This window comes from Herbiconiux ginsengi, from assembly GCF_900107435.1.
GTDB lineage: Bacteria > Actinomycetota > Actinomycetes > Actinomycetales > Microbacteriaceae > Herbiconiux > Herbiconiux ginsengi.
On sequence record NZ_FNPZ01000001.1, the window covers coordinates 1,095,040 to 1,109,089 of the forward strand.

Consider the following 14,050-nt stretch of genomic DNA (forward strand, 5'->3'; position numbering starts at 1 on the left):
GCGCCCCCGCGCCAGCTACTGCGCGATGGCCGGCGTCACACGGCGAGCGCGACGCTCGCGGCGGGCTTCTCGACGCTCGACGGCGCGCCGGTGCGAGAAGCGGCGGGCGTCGGTTCCGGAGAGCGCCAGCAGCACCAGCACGTCGAACGAGAGCCCCACGAGGTTGGTCTGCAGCGTGATCTCGGGTCCGCCGTTCGCGAAGTCGAGCGCGGTCACGATCACGGCCGCCGCGCTGATGCTCATCCCGGTGAACCGGGCCCAGTTGTGGCCGTGGTAGATGAGGAAGGCGAGCACCGAGTAGACCGTGCTGATCAGGAGGGCGACGGCGACGAAGAGCGCGACCACCAACGACTCGAGAAAACGCGCGTCGGCCGGGGTGAGTGCCCCGGTGATCGTGCGGAAGTCGAGCTCGCCGTCGCCGATCGAGAAGGCCACCACGGCGCCGGCGCCGAGCGCCGAGAGCACCCGCAGCACCATGAGCAGCACTCCCAGATAGATCGCCGCCGGCCGGCCGCGACCGGCGATCGGCGACTCGGTGAACACCGCGGACGGGGTCGGTGGCACGGGTCGCTCCACGCGTGCCGCCCGTTCGTCGCCCGCGTCCCAGGTGCTGACCCGGCGCAGGTCGATCACGGGCAGGTCGCCGTCGGTGACGATCGCATCCCCTCCACCGTTGACATGGTGATAGCCCGTCGAGAAGTTGCGGATCAGCTTGACCTTCGCCCGGTCGTTCCCCTCCACCAGCGTGGTCACGATGTGGTCGCGCTCCTTGTCGGTCTCCTTGTCGATTCGGTGCGTGACCTGGAGGGTGAAGAAGGAGATGCCGATGCTGCGGTCGTAGGTTCCCGCCGCGAGCCAGTCGGCCTGATGGCCGCCCGGGAGCAGCCAGCCGCGCGGGCAGCGCCAGAACCGCACGTGGTGCCGCTTCGACGGATTGCCCGAGACCTCCTGCTGATAGGTGAAGTTCTGCACGTTGCCGAAGAGATACAGGCGCGAGACCGGGGCGCCCGGGTAGCTCCGCCGGAGCAGGGTGCCACGCACCGTGCGCAGGGCCGAGGTGAGCCCCATGTCGTCGGCGAGGTGCCAGCCGGCCCTGGTCATCGCCTCGTGGATCTGCTCCTCCGAGCCCCGCAGCGCGATGTTGATGGGGTCGCCGAGCAGGCCCTCACGGGTCTTCGCCCGGCCGATGAAGTAGTCGGGCACGTAGAAGAGGGTGAGGATGCTGTGCACCCGCGGCAGCAGCAGATACGCCACCACCAGCCAGAAGACGAGCAGGAACCAGAGCTGCTGCCAGCCCTTCGCGAACGACTCGGTGGCCACGAGGAACGCCAGCCACGCCGCGGCGGCCGTGCCGAACAAGAAGAACGCGCTGTCGACCACGAGTCCGACCGATCCCCGGAAGGTGCGCCGCCGGATGTGTTCGACCAGACTCGCTTCCTCGAGCTCGTCGATCGACAGCTCCGAGGTCTCCCGGGCGTTGAACTCGGCCGGGCTCGGCAGGATCTCCGGAGATTCGGCAGGTGCGCCGGTGGCGTCTTCTGCCATCCAGACCGTCCTTTCCTCAGACGGATTCTCTCAGCATTCGCTGAATTCTGTGACAACCGCCGACCGCCACCCTAGGCTGGAATGGCGGGAACGACCGCAAATTCCCTCTCCGGACACCGACAGGACAACATCGATGCCCACCGGCGTACCCATCGAATTCGCCCGCTTGACGAAGTCGTTCGGGAACGTCGACGCCGTCTCCGACCTCACCCTCACCGTCGAACCCGGCCAGGTCACCGGCTTCCTCGGCCCGAACGGCGCCGGAAAGACCACCACGCTCCGGATGCTGCTCGGCCTCGTGCAGCCCTCATCCGGCACCGCGACCTTCGGCGGCACGCCCTACGCGCGACTCGCCTCCCCGCTGGCCACGGTCGGTGCATCGCTCGAGGCGGCCAGCTTCCATCCGGGCCGATCCGCTCACAACCACCTCGCGGTCTACGCCCAGGCGGCGGGCCTGCCCAAGACGGCTCCGGCGGCGGCTCTCGAGAAGGTGGGTCTCGCCGACTACGGATCGCGCCGGGTCGGCGGCTACTCCCTCGGCATGCGGCAGCGCCTCGGCCTCGCCTTCGCCCTGCTCGGCGATCCGGCGGTGCTCGTGCTCGACGAGCCGATCAATGGTCTCGACCCCGAAGGCATCAAGTGGATCCGCCTCCTGCTGCGGGCGATGGCGGCCGAGGGCCGCACCGTGCTGATCAGCTCGCACCTCTTGAGCGAGGTGCAGCAGACGGTCGACGACGTGATCATCATCTCGCACGGCAAGCTCGTGCACCGCGGCGAGCTCTCGAGCCTCGACGTCTCCGACTCGAAGCAGGTGCAGGTGAACGCGGATGATCGCGAACGGCTCGCCGAGGTCATCCACGCCGCCGGTTACACGGTTTCGAACCTGCGGTCGGGCATCCTGGTCGACAACGCCGAGGCGGCAGAGATCGGGCGACTGGCGTTCGATGCGGGCATCGCGGTCACCGCTCTCTCGCAGAAACGCACCGGCCTCGAGGAATCGTTCCTCACCCTCGTGGGCGAGGAGGGATCGCTGTGAGATTCTTCGCCGCCGTGCACTCCGAGATCACGAAGCTCCTCAGCACCCGTCTGTGGTGGGTGCTCGCACTCATCATGGTGGGGTACGTCGCGCTCTGCGCCGGCGGTCTGGCCGCGATCTTCGGGGGCTTCGGCACGACGGGGCGCGGCCCCGCCATCCCCGAAGCGCAGCTCCCCCTGTTGATCTTCAGCTTCGCGACCTCGGTGGGCTACGTCTTCCCCGTGCTCCTCGGAGCACTCGCGGTGACGAGCGAGTTCCGCTTCCAGTCACTCACCCCCACCTTCCTCGCGCAACCGCGACGCACCGTGGTGCTCGGCGGCAAGCTGCTGACGCTCTTCCTCGCCGGAGCCGCTTACGGCGTGATCGCGCTGATCGCGTCGATCGGGGCCGGCGCCGCCGTGCTCGGGGCCTTCGGTATCGACCCGCTGCTCGGCGAGCCCGACACCTGGGCGTTCATCGGGCGTTCCGTGCTCGCCATGGCTCTCTGGGCCGCGATCGGGGTGGGTCTCGGCGCGCTCGTGCCGAGCCAGATCGCCGCGATCGTGATCGTGCTCGCGTTCACGCAATTCGTCGAGCCGCTCCTGCGGGTCGGAGCGAGCATCACCGACTGGTCGGCTCAAGTGGGGCAGTTCCTGCCGGGCTCAGCAAGCGACGCCCTGGTCGGCGCCAGCATCTACACCTCGATCTCACCGAGCAGCGTCGCGCTCGACTGGTGGCAGGGTGGGCTCGTGCTCGCGGCGATCGCGGTCATCGCGACTGTGATCGGGTTCTTCACGAGCTGGCGCCGCGACGTCTCCTGACGCCGGGGAGCATCCGAACAGGCAAGACCGCAACCGGGAGGTGCCATGGCCAAGGCGATCGTCGTGACCGAGAAGGGGGCGTCGGGGCGCCTGCTGGACATCGACGAGGAGGAGTTCTTCGAGAACACCGGCGGCGAGCATCCGGTCGACCTCGACGTGCTCTACTCGAGTCTCAACTTCAAAGACGGACTGGCCCTGCTCGGCCGGCCCGGCGTGATTCGCGAGTGGCCGCTCGTGCCGGGCATCGACATCGTGGGCCGGGTGACGGCATCCGCGTCGCCCCGTTTCGAAGCCGGCGACCTCGTGGTGCTGAACGGCGACGGCATCGGCGAGCACCGGAACGGCGGCTTCGCCACCAAGGCCCGCGTGCGGCCGGATGCATTGCTGCACCTGCCGGGCGGGGTCTCCCCCGCACAGGCGGCCGCCATCGGCACGGCGGGCTTCACGGCGATGCTCGCGGTGTTGGCGCTGCAAGACAACGGAGTGACGCCGGAATCCGGCGAGGTGCTCGTCACGGGCGCGGCGGGCGGGGTCGGATCGGTCGCGATCGCCCTGCTCGCCGGCCGCGGCTATTCCGTGGTCGCGTCCACCGGCCGCGTCGAGGAACAGGGCGACTACCTCCGCGGACTCGGCGCCGCGCGCGTCGTCGACCGCGGCGCCCTCGGCGAACCCGGTCGCCCGCTGCAGAGCCAGGCCTGGGCCGGCGCGATCGACTCCGTCGGGAGCCACACGCTCGCGAACGTCCTCGCGCAGACGAGCTACGGCGGAACCGTGGTCGCCTGCGGACTCGCCCAGGGCGGCGACCTGCCCGCCACCGTCATGCCGTTCATCCTGCGGTCCGTCACGCTGACCGGCGCGAACTCGGTCGAGGCTCCACTGGCTCTGCGCCAACGCGCGTGGGCCGATCTCGCGGCCGAACTCGACCTCGCCGTGCTCGACAGCATGACGACCACCATCGGTCTGCACGAGGTGCTCGACGCGGCCGAGCGCATCCTGGCCGGTCAGGTACGTGGCCGAACGGCGGTCGACCTCAGTCTCTGACGCCTCGCTGCTCGCGACCTGGGCTGAGGATCAGTCGATGATCTCGGTGCCCTCGGTGGGCGGCAGCCGCAGCGCGCGGAGGAGTTCGATCGAGTGCGCGGTGGTGACGATGATGCGTGAGAACTCCTGCTCCTCGAGGTCGATCACGACCGAGGTGCGGGTGCCCTTCACGAGCAGGAAGTCTTTGCCGTCGTGGAACTTCCACGTGCCGACGGCCAGCGTGAGCGGGATGGCCGCGCCGGGTGCCCGGATGCCGCGCACCCACACCCAGGGGTCGTCGGTGAGAGCGGCCGAGCGGATGTTCTCCAGCGGCACCACGATGTCCGTTCGGCGGAACGAGAGCAGCTTCTCGGCGCGCGTCAATCGGATCTCGAGGCGATCGGTGTGGACGAAGAGAACGGCCATGGTTCTATCCTGCCGTGGCTAGCCTGAAGAACAGCACCATTTCCGCCTGCCCGATATATAACGATTCGGGAATCCGTGCGGATCCCCGCGCCTCAGGCCGGGCGGCGCGCCGTGGCAGCCGCCTCGGCGGCGCGGGGCAGAGCGGCCAGGATGCGGCCGATCGCCTCGTCGTCGTGCGCCGCGGAGACGAACCAGGCCTCGTAGACCGAGGGCGGCAACGAGACACCGGCGTCGAGCATCGCGTGGAAGAACGGACCGTAGCGGAACGCCTCCTGCGCTTGCACCTCGGCGTAGTTCCGCGGCGCGCGCGACGACCCGAAGGTGAAGCTGAAGAGGTTTCCGGCACGTTGCACGCTGTGTGCGACACCTGCTCCGCCGAGCGCGTCGGAGACGGCGGAGGAGATCGTGGCCGCCGTGGCGTCGAGCGCGGCGTAGACGCCGGCATCCGCGAGTCGCAGGGTCGTCAGCCCGGCGGCGACGGCGATCGGATTGCCCGAGAGCGTGCCCGCCTGGTACACCGGGCCGAGGGGAGCCAGCGTGTCCATCACGTCGGCTCGCCCGCCGAGCGCGGCCAGGGGCATCCCACCGCCCACGACCTTGCCGAAGGTGACCAGGTCGGGCAGGTAGGCGGGCACGTCGACCGGGCCGGGCGCATCCAGGTGCAGCTCGGCGACGGGGCTGCCGGAGTTCTCGAGCCCCCACCAGCCGGCCGGGCCCACGCGGAAGCCGGTGAGCACCTCGTCGACGACGAGCAACGATCCGTGGGCGTGGGCGATGTCGGCGAGCGCGGCGTTGAAGCCGGCACCGGGCGGCACCACGCCCATGTTCGCGGGCGCTGCCTCCACGATGATCGCGGCGATGTCGTTCCCGCGCTCGGCGAAGACCTTCCGCACCGCTCCCAGATCGTTGTAGGGCAGCACGATCGTGAGTGCGGCGGTGGCGGCGGGAACGCCGGCGGAGGCGGGGAGGGCCAGGGTCGCGAGACCCGATCCGGCCTCGGCGAGCAGCGAGTCGGAGTGGCCGTGGTAGTGGCCGGCGAACTTGATCAGCAGGTCGCGGCCGGTGAATCCGCGAGCGAGCCGGATGGCGGTCATGGTCGCCTCGGTGCCGGTGGAGACCAGCCGCACCTTCTCGACCGGATGCACGCCACCGGCCACGACGCGAGCGCGCACGAGCTCGGCGAGGTCGGTCTCGGCCGGGGTGGTGGCGCCGAAGGAGAGGCCGCGGGAGGCGGCATCCTGAACCGCCGCGACGACCTCCGGATGCGCGTGCCCGAGAATGGCCGGACCCCACGAGCTCACCAGGTCGACGTACTCGGTGCCCTCGGAATCGGTGACGTACGGCCCCTGGGCCGAGACGAGGAACCGCGGGGTTCCGCCGACCGAGCGGAAGGCCCGCACCGGCGAGTTGACGCCGCCCGGGATCGAGCGCTGGGCGCGCGCGAACTGCTCGGCGTTGCCGGCACGGCTCGCGACCGCGGTGGTGGGCTCGGTCTCGTCGCGCTCGGACGACAGCGCCGCCCTGACGTCGCTCTCGGCGCTCATCACAGTCCCTTCAGCGAGCGGGCGACCTCGACCGCCCAGTAGGTGAGCACGACGTCGGCTCCGGCACGGCGGATGCTCGTCAGCGTCTCGAGGATGGCGCGCTCCCGGTCGATCCAGCCGTTCGCCGCGGCCGCCTCGATCATCGCGTACTCGCCCGACACCTGGTAGGCCCAGACCGGCACCGGAACGGCCGCCGACACGTCGGCCAGCAGGTCGAGGTAGCTCATCGCAGGCTTCACCATCACGATGTCGGCGCCCTCGGCCACGTCGAGCAGCGCCTCGCGGAGGCCCTCGCGCCGGTTCGCGGGGTCGAGTTGGTAGGTCTTGCGGTCGCCGCGCAGCGTCGATCCGACCGCCTCGCGGAACGGCCCGTAGAAGGCGGAGGCGTATTTCGCGGCGTAGGCGAGCACCGCCACCTGCTCGAAGCCCTCGGCGTCGAGAGCGGCGCGCACGGCGGCGACCTGGCCGTCCATCATGCCGGAGAGACCGAGCAGTTGCGAGCCCGCCCGTGCCTGTTCGACGGCCATGTCGCGGTAGCGCTCGAGGGTGGCGTCGTTGTCGATGGAACCGTCGGGCGCGAGTACTCCGCAGTGGCCGTGGTCGGTGAACTCGTCGAGGCACAAGTCGGTCTGCACCACGAGGGCGTCGCCCGCCTCCGCCATCGCGACGCGGGTCGCGGCGTTCAGCACGCCGTCGGGATCGGTCGCCCCGCTGCCGACGGCGTCTTTCGCCGAGTCGGCCGGAACGCCGAACAGCATCACGCCGCCGAGTCCGGCTTCGGCCGCCTCGGTGACGGCCACCCGCAGGCTGTCGAAGGTGTGCTGCAGCACGCCGGGCATCGACTGCAGCGGCACGGGCTCCACGATGTCGTCGCGCACGAAGAGCGGCAGCACGAGCTGCGCCGGGTCGATGCGGGTCTCGGCGACGAGCCGGCGGAGGGCCGGAGTCGCCCGCAGCCGGCGGGGTCGAACCTCGGGGAAGGAGCCAGAGTTCATGGTTTCAGCTTAGATCGCCGTGCATGTGCGTCGGCCGGACGGCTCGACGACCGCCGGTTGAGACCACCGCGCGTTACGACTACCGACGGTTGCGACTACCGCCGGTTGCGATGGGCCAGACGCAGCTGCGCCACCAGTCCCACGATCGCGGCCACGAGGATCGCGACGCCGTAGAGCAGCACCGCGCCGAGCAATCCGAGCGGGGCGATCAACTGACCGGCGATGATCGTCGGCACACCGAAGGCGAGGTATGCCACGAGGAAGACGCCGGCGAAGAGCTCGGCGCGCGATTCGGGCGAAGCCAGGGGTGCGAGCGCCCGGAGGGTGCCGGAGAACGAGGCACCGAACCCGACGCCGCCGATGACGCCGCCCACGATGAGCAACGGCAGCACACCGGCTACGACCCCGAGCACGATCACCCCGGTTCCGAGCAGCACGGCGGCCATTCCGGAGACGACCGCCCGCCGCGCCGCGAAGCGGCCGAGCAGGAGGGCCGCGACCGCGGCGGCGGCCGGTTCGACGAAGGTGGTGACGCCGTTCAGTGCGCCGCTGTCGATGTGGAAGACGTCGCGGATGATCGACGGGACGAGCCCCATGAACAGGCCCGCGAGCATCCAGGACGCCAGTTGCACGGGCACACTCGCGGCGAATTCGACGCGCGCGGCCCGGGGGATGGAGATGCGCGGGATGAGCGAACGCACGGCACCCGGACGCCCCGGGTTGGTCTCCTGCGAGAACACGACCACGAGGAGCGCGAGCACCATGATCACGGCGAGCGCCCCGAACACGATGGCCGCGGGAGCGAGGGTGAACTGCACCGCGAAACCTGTGATCAACGCCCCCAGTGCGAGCCCGCCGGCCGGTGCGACGCTGCCGACTATCGCTCCGAACCGGCGGAAGCGTTCGGGTGCGAGTTCGACCACCGCGGCCGTGAAGGCGCTCGTCGCGATGCCCGTGGCGAGCCCCTGCACGGCTCTGGCGAGGATGACCCAGCCCACGTCGGGAGCGAACACGAAGAGCACCATGGCCGCAGTCTCCAGGGCGAGCGCACCGATCAGCACCGGACGCCGGCCGATGTGGTCGGAGAGCGACCCGCCCACCAGGAGCGCGGCGAGGAGGGCGATCGCGTAGATCGCGAAGGCGATCGTGAGCTCCCACGCCGGGAAGGCCCATTGCTCCTCGAGCAGGAGGAACAGCGGAGTCGGGGCTCCCGCCGCGAGGTAGAGGGCGGCGAAACCGATCGCCGTGCCGATGAAGGCCGTCGTGGGTGACAGGTGGAAGGATGCGCGGCGCCGGCCCGGCGTGACCACGGCTACGGCGGCGGTCGATTCCTCGAGAACGGACATCTCGTGACTCCTGATTCTTAACGCAATTCTTTTTGCTTTATGCACCATAATCGCGATGAGCGCTTAATGCAACTCCAATTGCGTTAGAATGCTTCCATGGAGACCAAAACAGCGCCTGCCAAGCGCACAGGTGGCCGTAGCGCACTGGTCTTGGGCGCGGTGAAGCGGGCAACAGAAGAGCTCATCGAAGAGAAGGGCCAGGAACGGCTCACCGTGCCGATGATCGCGGAACGCGCCAGCGTGAATCCCACCAGCATCTATCGGCGCTGGGGCGATCTGCCCTCGCTCATCAACGACATCGCGACCTACCGGCTCGACCCGGCGCGCCCATTGCCCGAGAGCGGCACCCTGCGCGGCGACCTCGCCGGATGGGCGCAGGAGATCGTGGCGCACTACCGCAATCCGGTCAACGCGGCCCTCTTGCGCGGCGGAGCCGCCGTCGCCGGCGACCGGGAGTCGGACTGCCTGCGCAACCGGAGGGCGGAGGCGACGATGTTCGTCGAACGCCACCCGGAGTCGGAGTTGTCGGCTGACCGGGTGATCGACCACCTGGTGGCGCCCATCGTCTACCGCGCGATCTTCTTGCCCTGGACCCTGGACGACGACACCGCAAACCGTCTCGTGACAGAGCTCTTCGCATCCTGAGCACGATCACCGGGCACCAAACGCACGGCGGGCGCTCCGGCATCGTGCTCGGCATCGCGGCGATCATCGCCGACATCGCAGTGAACTGGACCGTCTTCGTCATGGTCGGCGGACTCTCGTTGTTCAGGGTCATCAGTCAGAGCCTGTTCGCAGTGCTCATCCTTGTCACGGCTCGCCCCCTATGGAAATGGTTCGGTCGATCTTCGACACGAGAACGCGGCAACGTGAGCCGAGCCGAGTTGTCTCAGGGCTTCATCACCTCGGCAGAAGACTAGAACATATGTTCGAATGTCGCTAGCCTGGTCGACATGAACCTCGACTTCCAGACCTCGCTCTTCGACGACATCGATGCCGACCCCGAACTCGACGAACTGTTCGGCACGGTGGAGCGCACCCAGCTCGCCGAGGGCGCCTGGGTCGACCTGCGGCCGGGCTGGATCCGCAACTCCGACGCCTTGTTCGAGCGCCTCGCGGTCGACGTGCCGTGGCACGCCGACCAGCGCGAGATGTACGACAAGATCGTGGCCGTGCCACGCCTGGTGTCACACTTCGGCGAGGGTTCGCTCTACCCCGATCCGGTGCTCAGTCGCGCGCAGCGGGCTCTCAACGACTACTACGGCCGCCCACCGGGCCAGGTGTTCGCCACCGCCGGTCTGTGCTTCTACCGCACGGGCGACGACAGCGTCGCCTGGCACGGCGACCGGGTCGGTCGCACGATCGACCGCGACACCATGGTGGCGATCGTCTCCGTCGGGGCGGCCCGCACGCTCTCGCTCCGGCCGAAGGGCGGTGGAGAGACCCTGCGATTTCCCGTCGGCCACGGCGACCTCGTGGTGATGGGCGGCAGCTGCCAGCGCACCCATGAGCACGCGATCCTCAAGACGAAGCAGGCGGTCGGCCCGCGTATCAGCGTGCAGTTCCGCCCGGTGTGGCCGAGATGAGCCGTCACCCCCGCGGGCCTTACCGCGTCGGGCGGATAGCGAGCCTAGTCGCCCGCCTCCGCGGCGCGGCGGGCGTTGGCCACTTCGATCACCGAGTTGATCAGGGACTCCGCCGAGCGACCTTTCGCGATCACGTCGACGCGCAGACCGTAGGCGCGCGCGTCTTCTGCCGTGCGCGGTCCGATCGCCGCTACGAGAGTCGACTCGGGGATGGGCCCGAGCTGCAGTTGAACCTGTTCGGCCACCGATCCGGAGGTCACGAACACGGCGTCGATCGCGCCGTCGGCGATGTCGGCGCGGATCTGCGGATCGACCTCGACTCCGATGGTGCGGTAGGCAACGACGGATTCGACGGTGTGGCCGCGCGCGATCAGGCCCTCGGTGAGCACGGGCTTCGCGATGTCGCTGCGCAGCGTCAGCACCCGCAGCTCCGGGCCGAATTGCTCGAAGCGCTTCAGTTCACGCAGCAGGCCCTTCGCCGAGTTGTCTTCGGGCGGAACAAGATCGACCTTGTACCCGGCCGCCATCAAGGCGGCCGCGGTGGTCTCGCCGACCGCGGCGATGTGGGTCGAGGAGGGCACGGTGGCCTGATGCGCCGTCAGCACGTCGACGGTGGTGGCGCTGGTCATGGTGAGCCAGTCGAACGAGCCGGCGGCCAGGGCCTTCAGCGCTCGCTCGAGGGTCTCGGCGTCTTCGGTGGGGGCGAAGTTGATCATCGGTGCGACGATCGGTTTCGCGCCGACGGCGCGCAGATCGGCCGCGACACCGTGACCCCACGGTCCACCGCGGGGAACCAGGATGCGCCAGCCACCGAGCGGGCGCTGCGACCAGGCGGTCATTCGGTGCCGCCCGGCCAGTACTGGTCGCCGTCGGTGCCAGGTGCCCCGGGCGCCGACCCACCGAGGGGCGCGAGTTCGGCCGCGCCGTCTTCGAGCAGCTGCGCCGCCACGGCCTGCCCGAGCAGCTCCGCCACGAGATGGTCGTCTCCGAGGAGGGCGGCCGAGCGTTCGCAGCCGAGTTCGGCCGCGCCGTCGGGCTGGTACACGGTGGCCGAGAGGCGCAATTCGTCGTCGACGACCGTGGCCGTCGCGCCGACGGGGGCCGCGCATCCGGCCTCCAACGCGGCCAGCACCGAGCGCTCGGCGAGAACGGCCGTGCGCGTCGGGATGTGTTCGATGCTCAGCAACTCGGGAATGCTGTCTCCCTCTCGGGTTTCGATCGCGAGCGCACCCTGGCCTGGCGCCGTGGGCCAGATGTCGAGTGCGAAGAGTTCGGATGCTGCGTCTAGCCTACCCAGCCTTCCGAGCCCTGCTGACGCGAGCACCACGGCGTCGAGGTCGCCTTCGACGAGACGGCCGAGACGCGTGTCCACGTTGCCGCGGATGTCGACGATCGTGAGGTCGGGGCGCAGGCTGAGCAACTGGGCGATGCGCCGCGGCGAGCCGGTGCCCACGCGGGCGCCCTCCGGCAGCTCGTCGAGCGTGAGCCCATCGCGGGTGCAGAGGGCGTCGCGCGGATCTTCCCGCTCGGGGATGGCTCCGATCACGAGTCCCTCATACGGCGCGGTCGGCAGGTCTTTCAGCGAGTGCACGATCATGTCGCACTCACCGGCGAGCAATGCCTCGCGGAGCGCGCTCGCGAAGACGCCCGTTCCGCCGAGGCTCGCCAGGGATTCGCGCGACCGATCGCCCTCGGAGGTGATGATCACGGTCTCGACCTCGACGCCGGTGGCCTCCACGAGGGTCGCCGCCACGATGCCGGTCTGCGCGCGCGCGAGGGCGCTTCCGCGGGTCGCGATGCGCAGTGGGGCGCTCACGGGGCGATCCCCGCCACCGCGGGTTTGAACCCGAGACGCACGTTCTCGCAGCAACCCGGTCGGCACACGTCGTACCACGGGCCGAGTGCGGTGAGGGCCGGTCGGTCGTCGACCGCAGTGCCCTGCACGCGCTCGAGCACGAGGTCGACGAGGCCCGACACATAGGCCGGATCGACTCCCGGCGTCGGCACCCGCACACCGATCAGGCCGTGCTCGGCGCAGGAGGCGAGGGCCTCGTTGTCGAGATCCCAGAGCACCTCCATGTGGTCGCTCACGAATCCGAGAGGAACGATCACCACGGCCTTCACGCCGCGGGCGGGCAGCTCGGCGATCGCGTCGTTGATGTCGGGCTCGAGCCACGGCTGTGACGGCGGCCCGGAGCGGGACTGGTAGACGAGCTGCCACGGGATGTCGGCGCCGGCGGTTGCCGCGGCCATCACGACCTCGGCCACGGCCTTGTGCTGTGCGGCGTATGCGCCCTCCGGTCCGAACCCGCGGGACGCCGGGCCGGAACGCTCGGCGTCGGCGCTCGGAATCGAATGCGTGGTGAAGAGCACCTCGACGTCGCGCGTGACGTCGAGACCCGGCAGCTGCTGGCGCAGCTCCTCGAGGGCCGAGAACACGCCGTCGATGAAGGGCTGCACGAATCCGGGATGGTCGAAGAACTGGCGCACCTTGTCGATCGTGAGCGATCCGGCGAGGCCCGTCTCCTCGAGGGCGGCGGCGAAGTCCTCGCGGTATTGGCGGCAGCTCGAGTACGAGCTGTAAGCGCTGGTGGCGATCGCGATCAGGGAGCGATGGCCCTGCTCGTGGGCACCGCGGAGGGTGTCGCGCAGATACGGATCCCAGTTGCGATTGCCCCAGAGCACGGGAAGGTCAATGTCTCGCGAGGCGAGCTCGGCCTCCAATGCCGCTTTAAGCATCCGGTTCTGGGCGTTGATCGGGCTGACACCGCCGAAGGCACGATAGTGATGGGCGACCTCTTCGAGCCGTTCGTCGGGGATACCGCGACCGCGAGTCACGTTACGGAGAAAGGGGATGACATCGTCCTGCCCCTCCGGTCCACCGAAGGAGGCCAGCAGGATGCCGTCGTAGGCGACCGGCACGGTCACGTGCTCCGGCCCGGAGGCCGCTGCGGCACTGGCAGCCGGCACGAGCGACTCGAGCGTCACTGCAGCACCTCGACGATCTCGGCGGTGTCGATGCGCCGGCCTGTGTAGAAGGGAACCTCCTCACGAACGTGCAAGCGAGCATCCGTCGCACGCAGGTGGCGCATCAGGTCGACCAGGTTGGTGAGTTCGTCGTCTTCGAGGGCCAGGATCCACTCGTAGTCGCCGAGGGCGAAGGAGGCGACCGTGTTGGTGAGCACCGAACGGTACTCCGACCCTTTGCGGCCGTGGTCGGCGAGCATCTGGCGGCGCTCCGCCTCCGGTAGCAGATACCACTCGTAGGAGCGCACGAACGGGTAGACGGTGAGCCAGCCGGCCGGCTCCTTGCCACGCATGAAGGCAGGAAGGTGATTGGCCGAGAACTCGGCGTCGCGGTGCACGCCCATCGCGTTCCAGGTGGGCAGGAGGGGCGCGAAGATGCGGGTGCGCCGGAGCTGACGCAGCGCCCACTGCAGGGTCTCCGGCGCGCTGCCGTGCAGCCAGACCATGACGTCGGCGTCGGCACGGAAGCCGGAGACGTCGTAGAAGCCGCGCACGAACACGTCTTCCTCCTCGATCGACACGATGGTGTCGTCGAGCTGGCCGATCGCGTCGGGCACGTCGGTGCCGTCGATACCCAGCGGTGCGTCGGGATTGCGGCGGAACACCGCCCACAGGGTGTAGCCGACGGCCGGGACCGTCTCGGAGTCTTCGACGTCGCGGGCGAGGTAGGCCTGGGCGTCCTGGTCGACTGTCGGGTCAGTCATGATCCTTCTTCGTGGTTGGTG

General features: G+C 69.6%; 15 protein-coding genes. 6 read left to right on the plus strand and 9 right to left on the minus strand.

Annotation, left to right across the window (positions count from 1 at the left end; translation table 11 throughout):
• Positions 1-15: 15 nt before the first annotated feature.
• Positions 16-1,545 (minus strand): LssY C-terminal domain-containing protein, encoded by a 1,530-nt coding sequence (locus BLW00_RS05255; RefSeq protein WP_092550144.1) that lies wholly within the window; start codon positions 1,543-1,545, stop codon positions 16-18.
• Between the two features lie 133 nt (positions 1,546-1,678).
• On the opposite strand from BLW00_RS05255, the gene BLW00_RS05260 reads away from it, so the two are divergent.
• The 3 genes from BLW00_RS05260 to BLW00_RS05270 are packed head-to-tail and all read left to right on the plus strand — an operon-like array spanning position 1,679 to position 4,422.
• Positions 1,679-2,581, plus strand: a complete 903-nt coding sequence (locus BLW00_RS05260; RefSeq protein WP_092550147.1) for an ATP-binding cassette domain-containing protein — start codon at positions 1,679-1,681, stop codon at positions 2,579-2,581.
• On the plus strand, positions 2,578-3,381 hold the full coding sequence (locus BLW00_RS05265) for an ABC transporter permease (RefSeq protein ID WP_092550150.1): 804 nt from the start codon (positions 2,578-2,580) through the stop codon (positions 3,379-3,381). Before BLW00_RS05260 ends, BLW00_RS05265 begins: the two co-directional genes overlap by 4 nt.
• Before the next feature lie 45 nt (positions 3,382-3,426).
• Positions 3,427-4,422 carry an MDR family oxidoreductase gene (locus BLW00_RS05270; RefSeq protein WP_092550153.1) on the plus strand — a complete coding sequence of 332 codons (996 nt, stop codon included), beginning with the start codon at positions 3,427-3,429 and terminating at the stop codon, positions 4,420-4,422.
• Between the two features lie 30 nt (positions 4,423-4,452).
• Here BLW00_RS05270 and BLW00_RS05275 read toward each other — a convergent pair whose 3' ends face one another.
• The 4 genes from BLW00_RS05275 to BLW00_RS05290 form a co-directional block, all read right to left on the minus strand.
• The gene (locus BLW00_RS05275) at positions 4,453-4,827 is read right to left on the minus strand and encodes a hypothetical protein (RefSeq protein ID WP_092550156.1); all 375 of its coding nucleotides are present in this window, start codon (positions 4,825-4,827) and stop codon (positions 4,453-4,455) included.
• Between the two features lie 92 nt (positions 4,828-4,919).
• Positions 4,920-6,371: a glutamate-1-semialdehyde 2,1-aminomutase gene (gene hemL, locus BLW00_RS05280; protein ID WP_092550159.1), complete on the minus strand. Its 1,452-nt coding sequence runs from the start codon at positions 6,369-6,371 to the stop codon at positions 4,920-4,922.
• Positions 6,371-7,366 (minus strand): porphobilinogen synthase, encoded by a 996-nt coding sequence (gene hemB, locus BLW00_RS05285; RefSeq protein ID WP_092550162.1) that lies wholly within the window; start codon positions 7,364-7,366, stop codon positions 6,371-6,373. The genes hemL and hemB overlap by 1 nt, the downstream gene beginning before the upstream one ends.
• A gap of 95 nt (positions 7,367-7,461) precedes the next feature.
• Positions 7,462-8,712 carry an MFS transporter gene (locus BLW00_RS05290; RefSeq protein WP_092550165.1) on the minus strand — a complete coding sequence of 417 codons (1,251 nt, stop codon included), beginning with the start codon at positions 8,710-8,712 and terminating at the stop codon, positions 7,462-7,464.
• A gap of 96 nt (positions 8,713-8,808) precedes the next feature.
• Here BLW00_RS05290 and BLW00_RS05295 point away from each other — a divergent pair, with 96 nt between their 5' ends.
• Genes BLW00_RS05295 through BLW00_RS05305 form a run of 3 tightly spaced genes read left to right on the plus strand, consistent with a single transcriptional unit; the run spans position 8,809 to position 10,298 of the window.
• Entirely contained in the window at positions 8,809-9,357 is a 549-nt protein-coding gene (locus BLW00_RS05295; protein WP_092550168.1) for a TetR/AcrR family transcriptional regulator, read from the plus strand.
• A 44-nt stretch (positions 9,358-9,401) separates the two neighbouring features.
• The gene (locus tag BLW00_RS05300) at positions 9,402-9,632 is read left to right on the plus strand and encodes a hypothetical protein (RefSeq protein WP_092550171.1); all 231 of its coding nucleotides are present in this window, start codon (positions 9,402-9,404) and stop codon (positions 9,630-9,632) included.
• Positions 9,633-9,665: 33 nt separating this feature from the next.
• The gene (locus tag BLW00_RS05305; RefSeq protein ID WP_092550174.1) at positions 9,666-10,298 is read left to right on the plus strand and encodes an alpha-ketoglutarate-dependent dioxygenase AlkB; all 633 of its coding nucleotides are present in this window, start codon (positions 9,666-9,668) and stop codon (positions 10,296-10,298) included.
• A gap of 44 nt (positions 10,299-10,342) precedes the next feature.
• Here BLW00_RS05305 and BLW00_RS05310 read toward each other — a convergent pair whose 3' ends face one another.
• Genes BLW00_RS05310 through hemQ form a run of 4 tightly spaced genes read right to left on the minus strand, consistent with a single transcriptional unit; the run spans position 10,343 to position 14,029 of the window.
• On the minus strand, positions 10,343-11,137 hold the full coding sequence (locus BLW00_RS05310; protein WP_092550177.1) for a uroporphyrinogen-III synthase: 795 nt from the start codon (positions 11,135-11,137) through the stop codon (positions 10,343-10,345).
• Positions 11,134-12,114 carry a hydroxymethylbilane synthase gene (gene hemC, locus BLW00_RS05315; protein WP_092550179.1) on the minus strand — a complete coding sequence of 327 codons (981 nt, stop codon included), beginning with the start codon at positions 12,112-12,114 and terminating at the stop codon, positions 11,134-11,136. The genes BLW00_RS05310 and hemC overlap by 4 nt, the downstream gene beginning before the upstream one ends.
• Positions 12,111-13,286: a ferrochelatase gene (locus BLW00_RS05320; RefSeq protein ID WP_245741281.1), complete on the minus strand. Its 1,176-nt coding sequence runs from the start codon at positions 13,284-13,286 to the stop codon at positions 12,111-12,113. The genes hemC and BLW00_RS05320 overlap by 4 nt, the downstream gene beginning before the upstream one ends.
• Positions 13,283-14,029 carry a hydrogen peroxide-dependent heme synthase gene (hemQ, locus tag BLW00_RS05325; protein WP_092550183.1) on the minus strand — a complete coding sequence of 249 codons (747 nt, stop codon included), beginning with the start codon at positions 14,027-14,029 and terminating at the stop codon, positions 13,283-13,285. Before hemQ ends, BLW00_RS05320 begins: the two co-directional genes overlap by 4 nt.
• Positions 14,030-14,050: the final 21 nt, after the last annotated feature.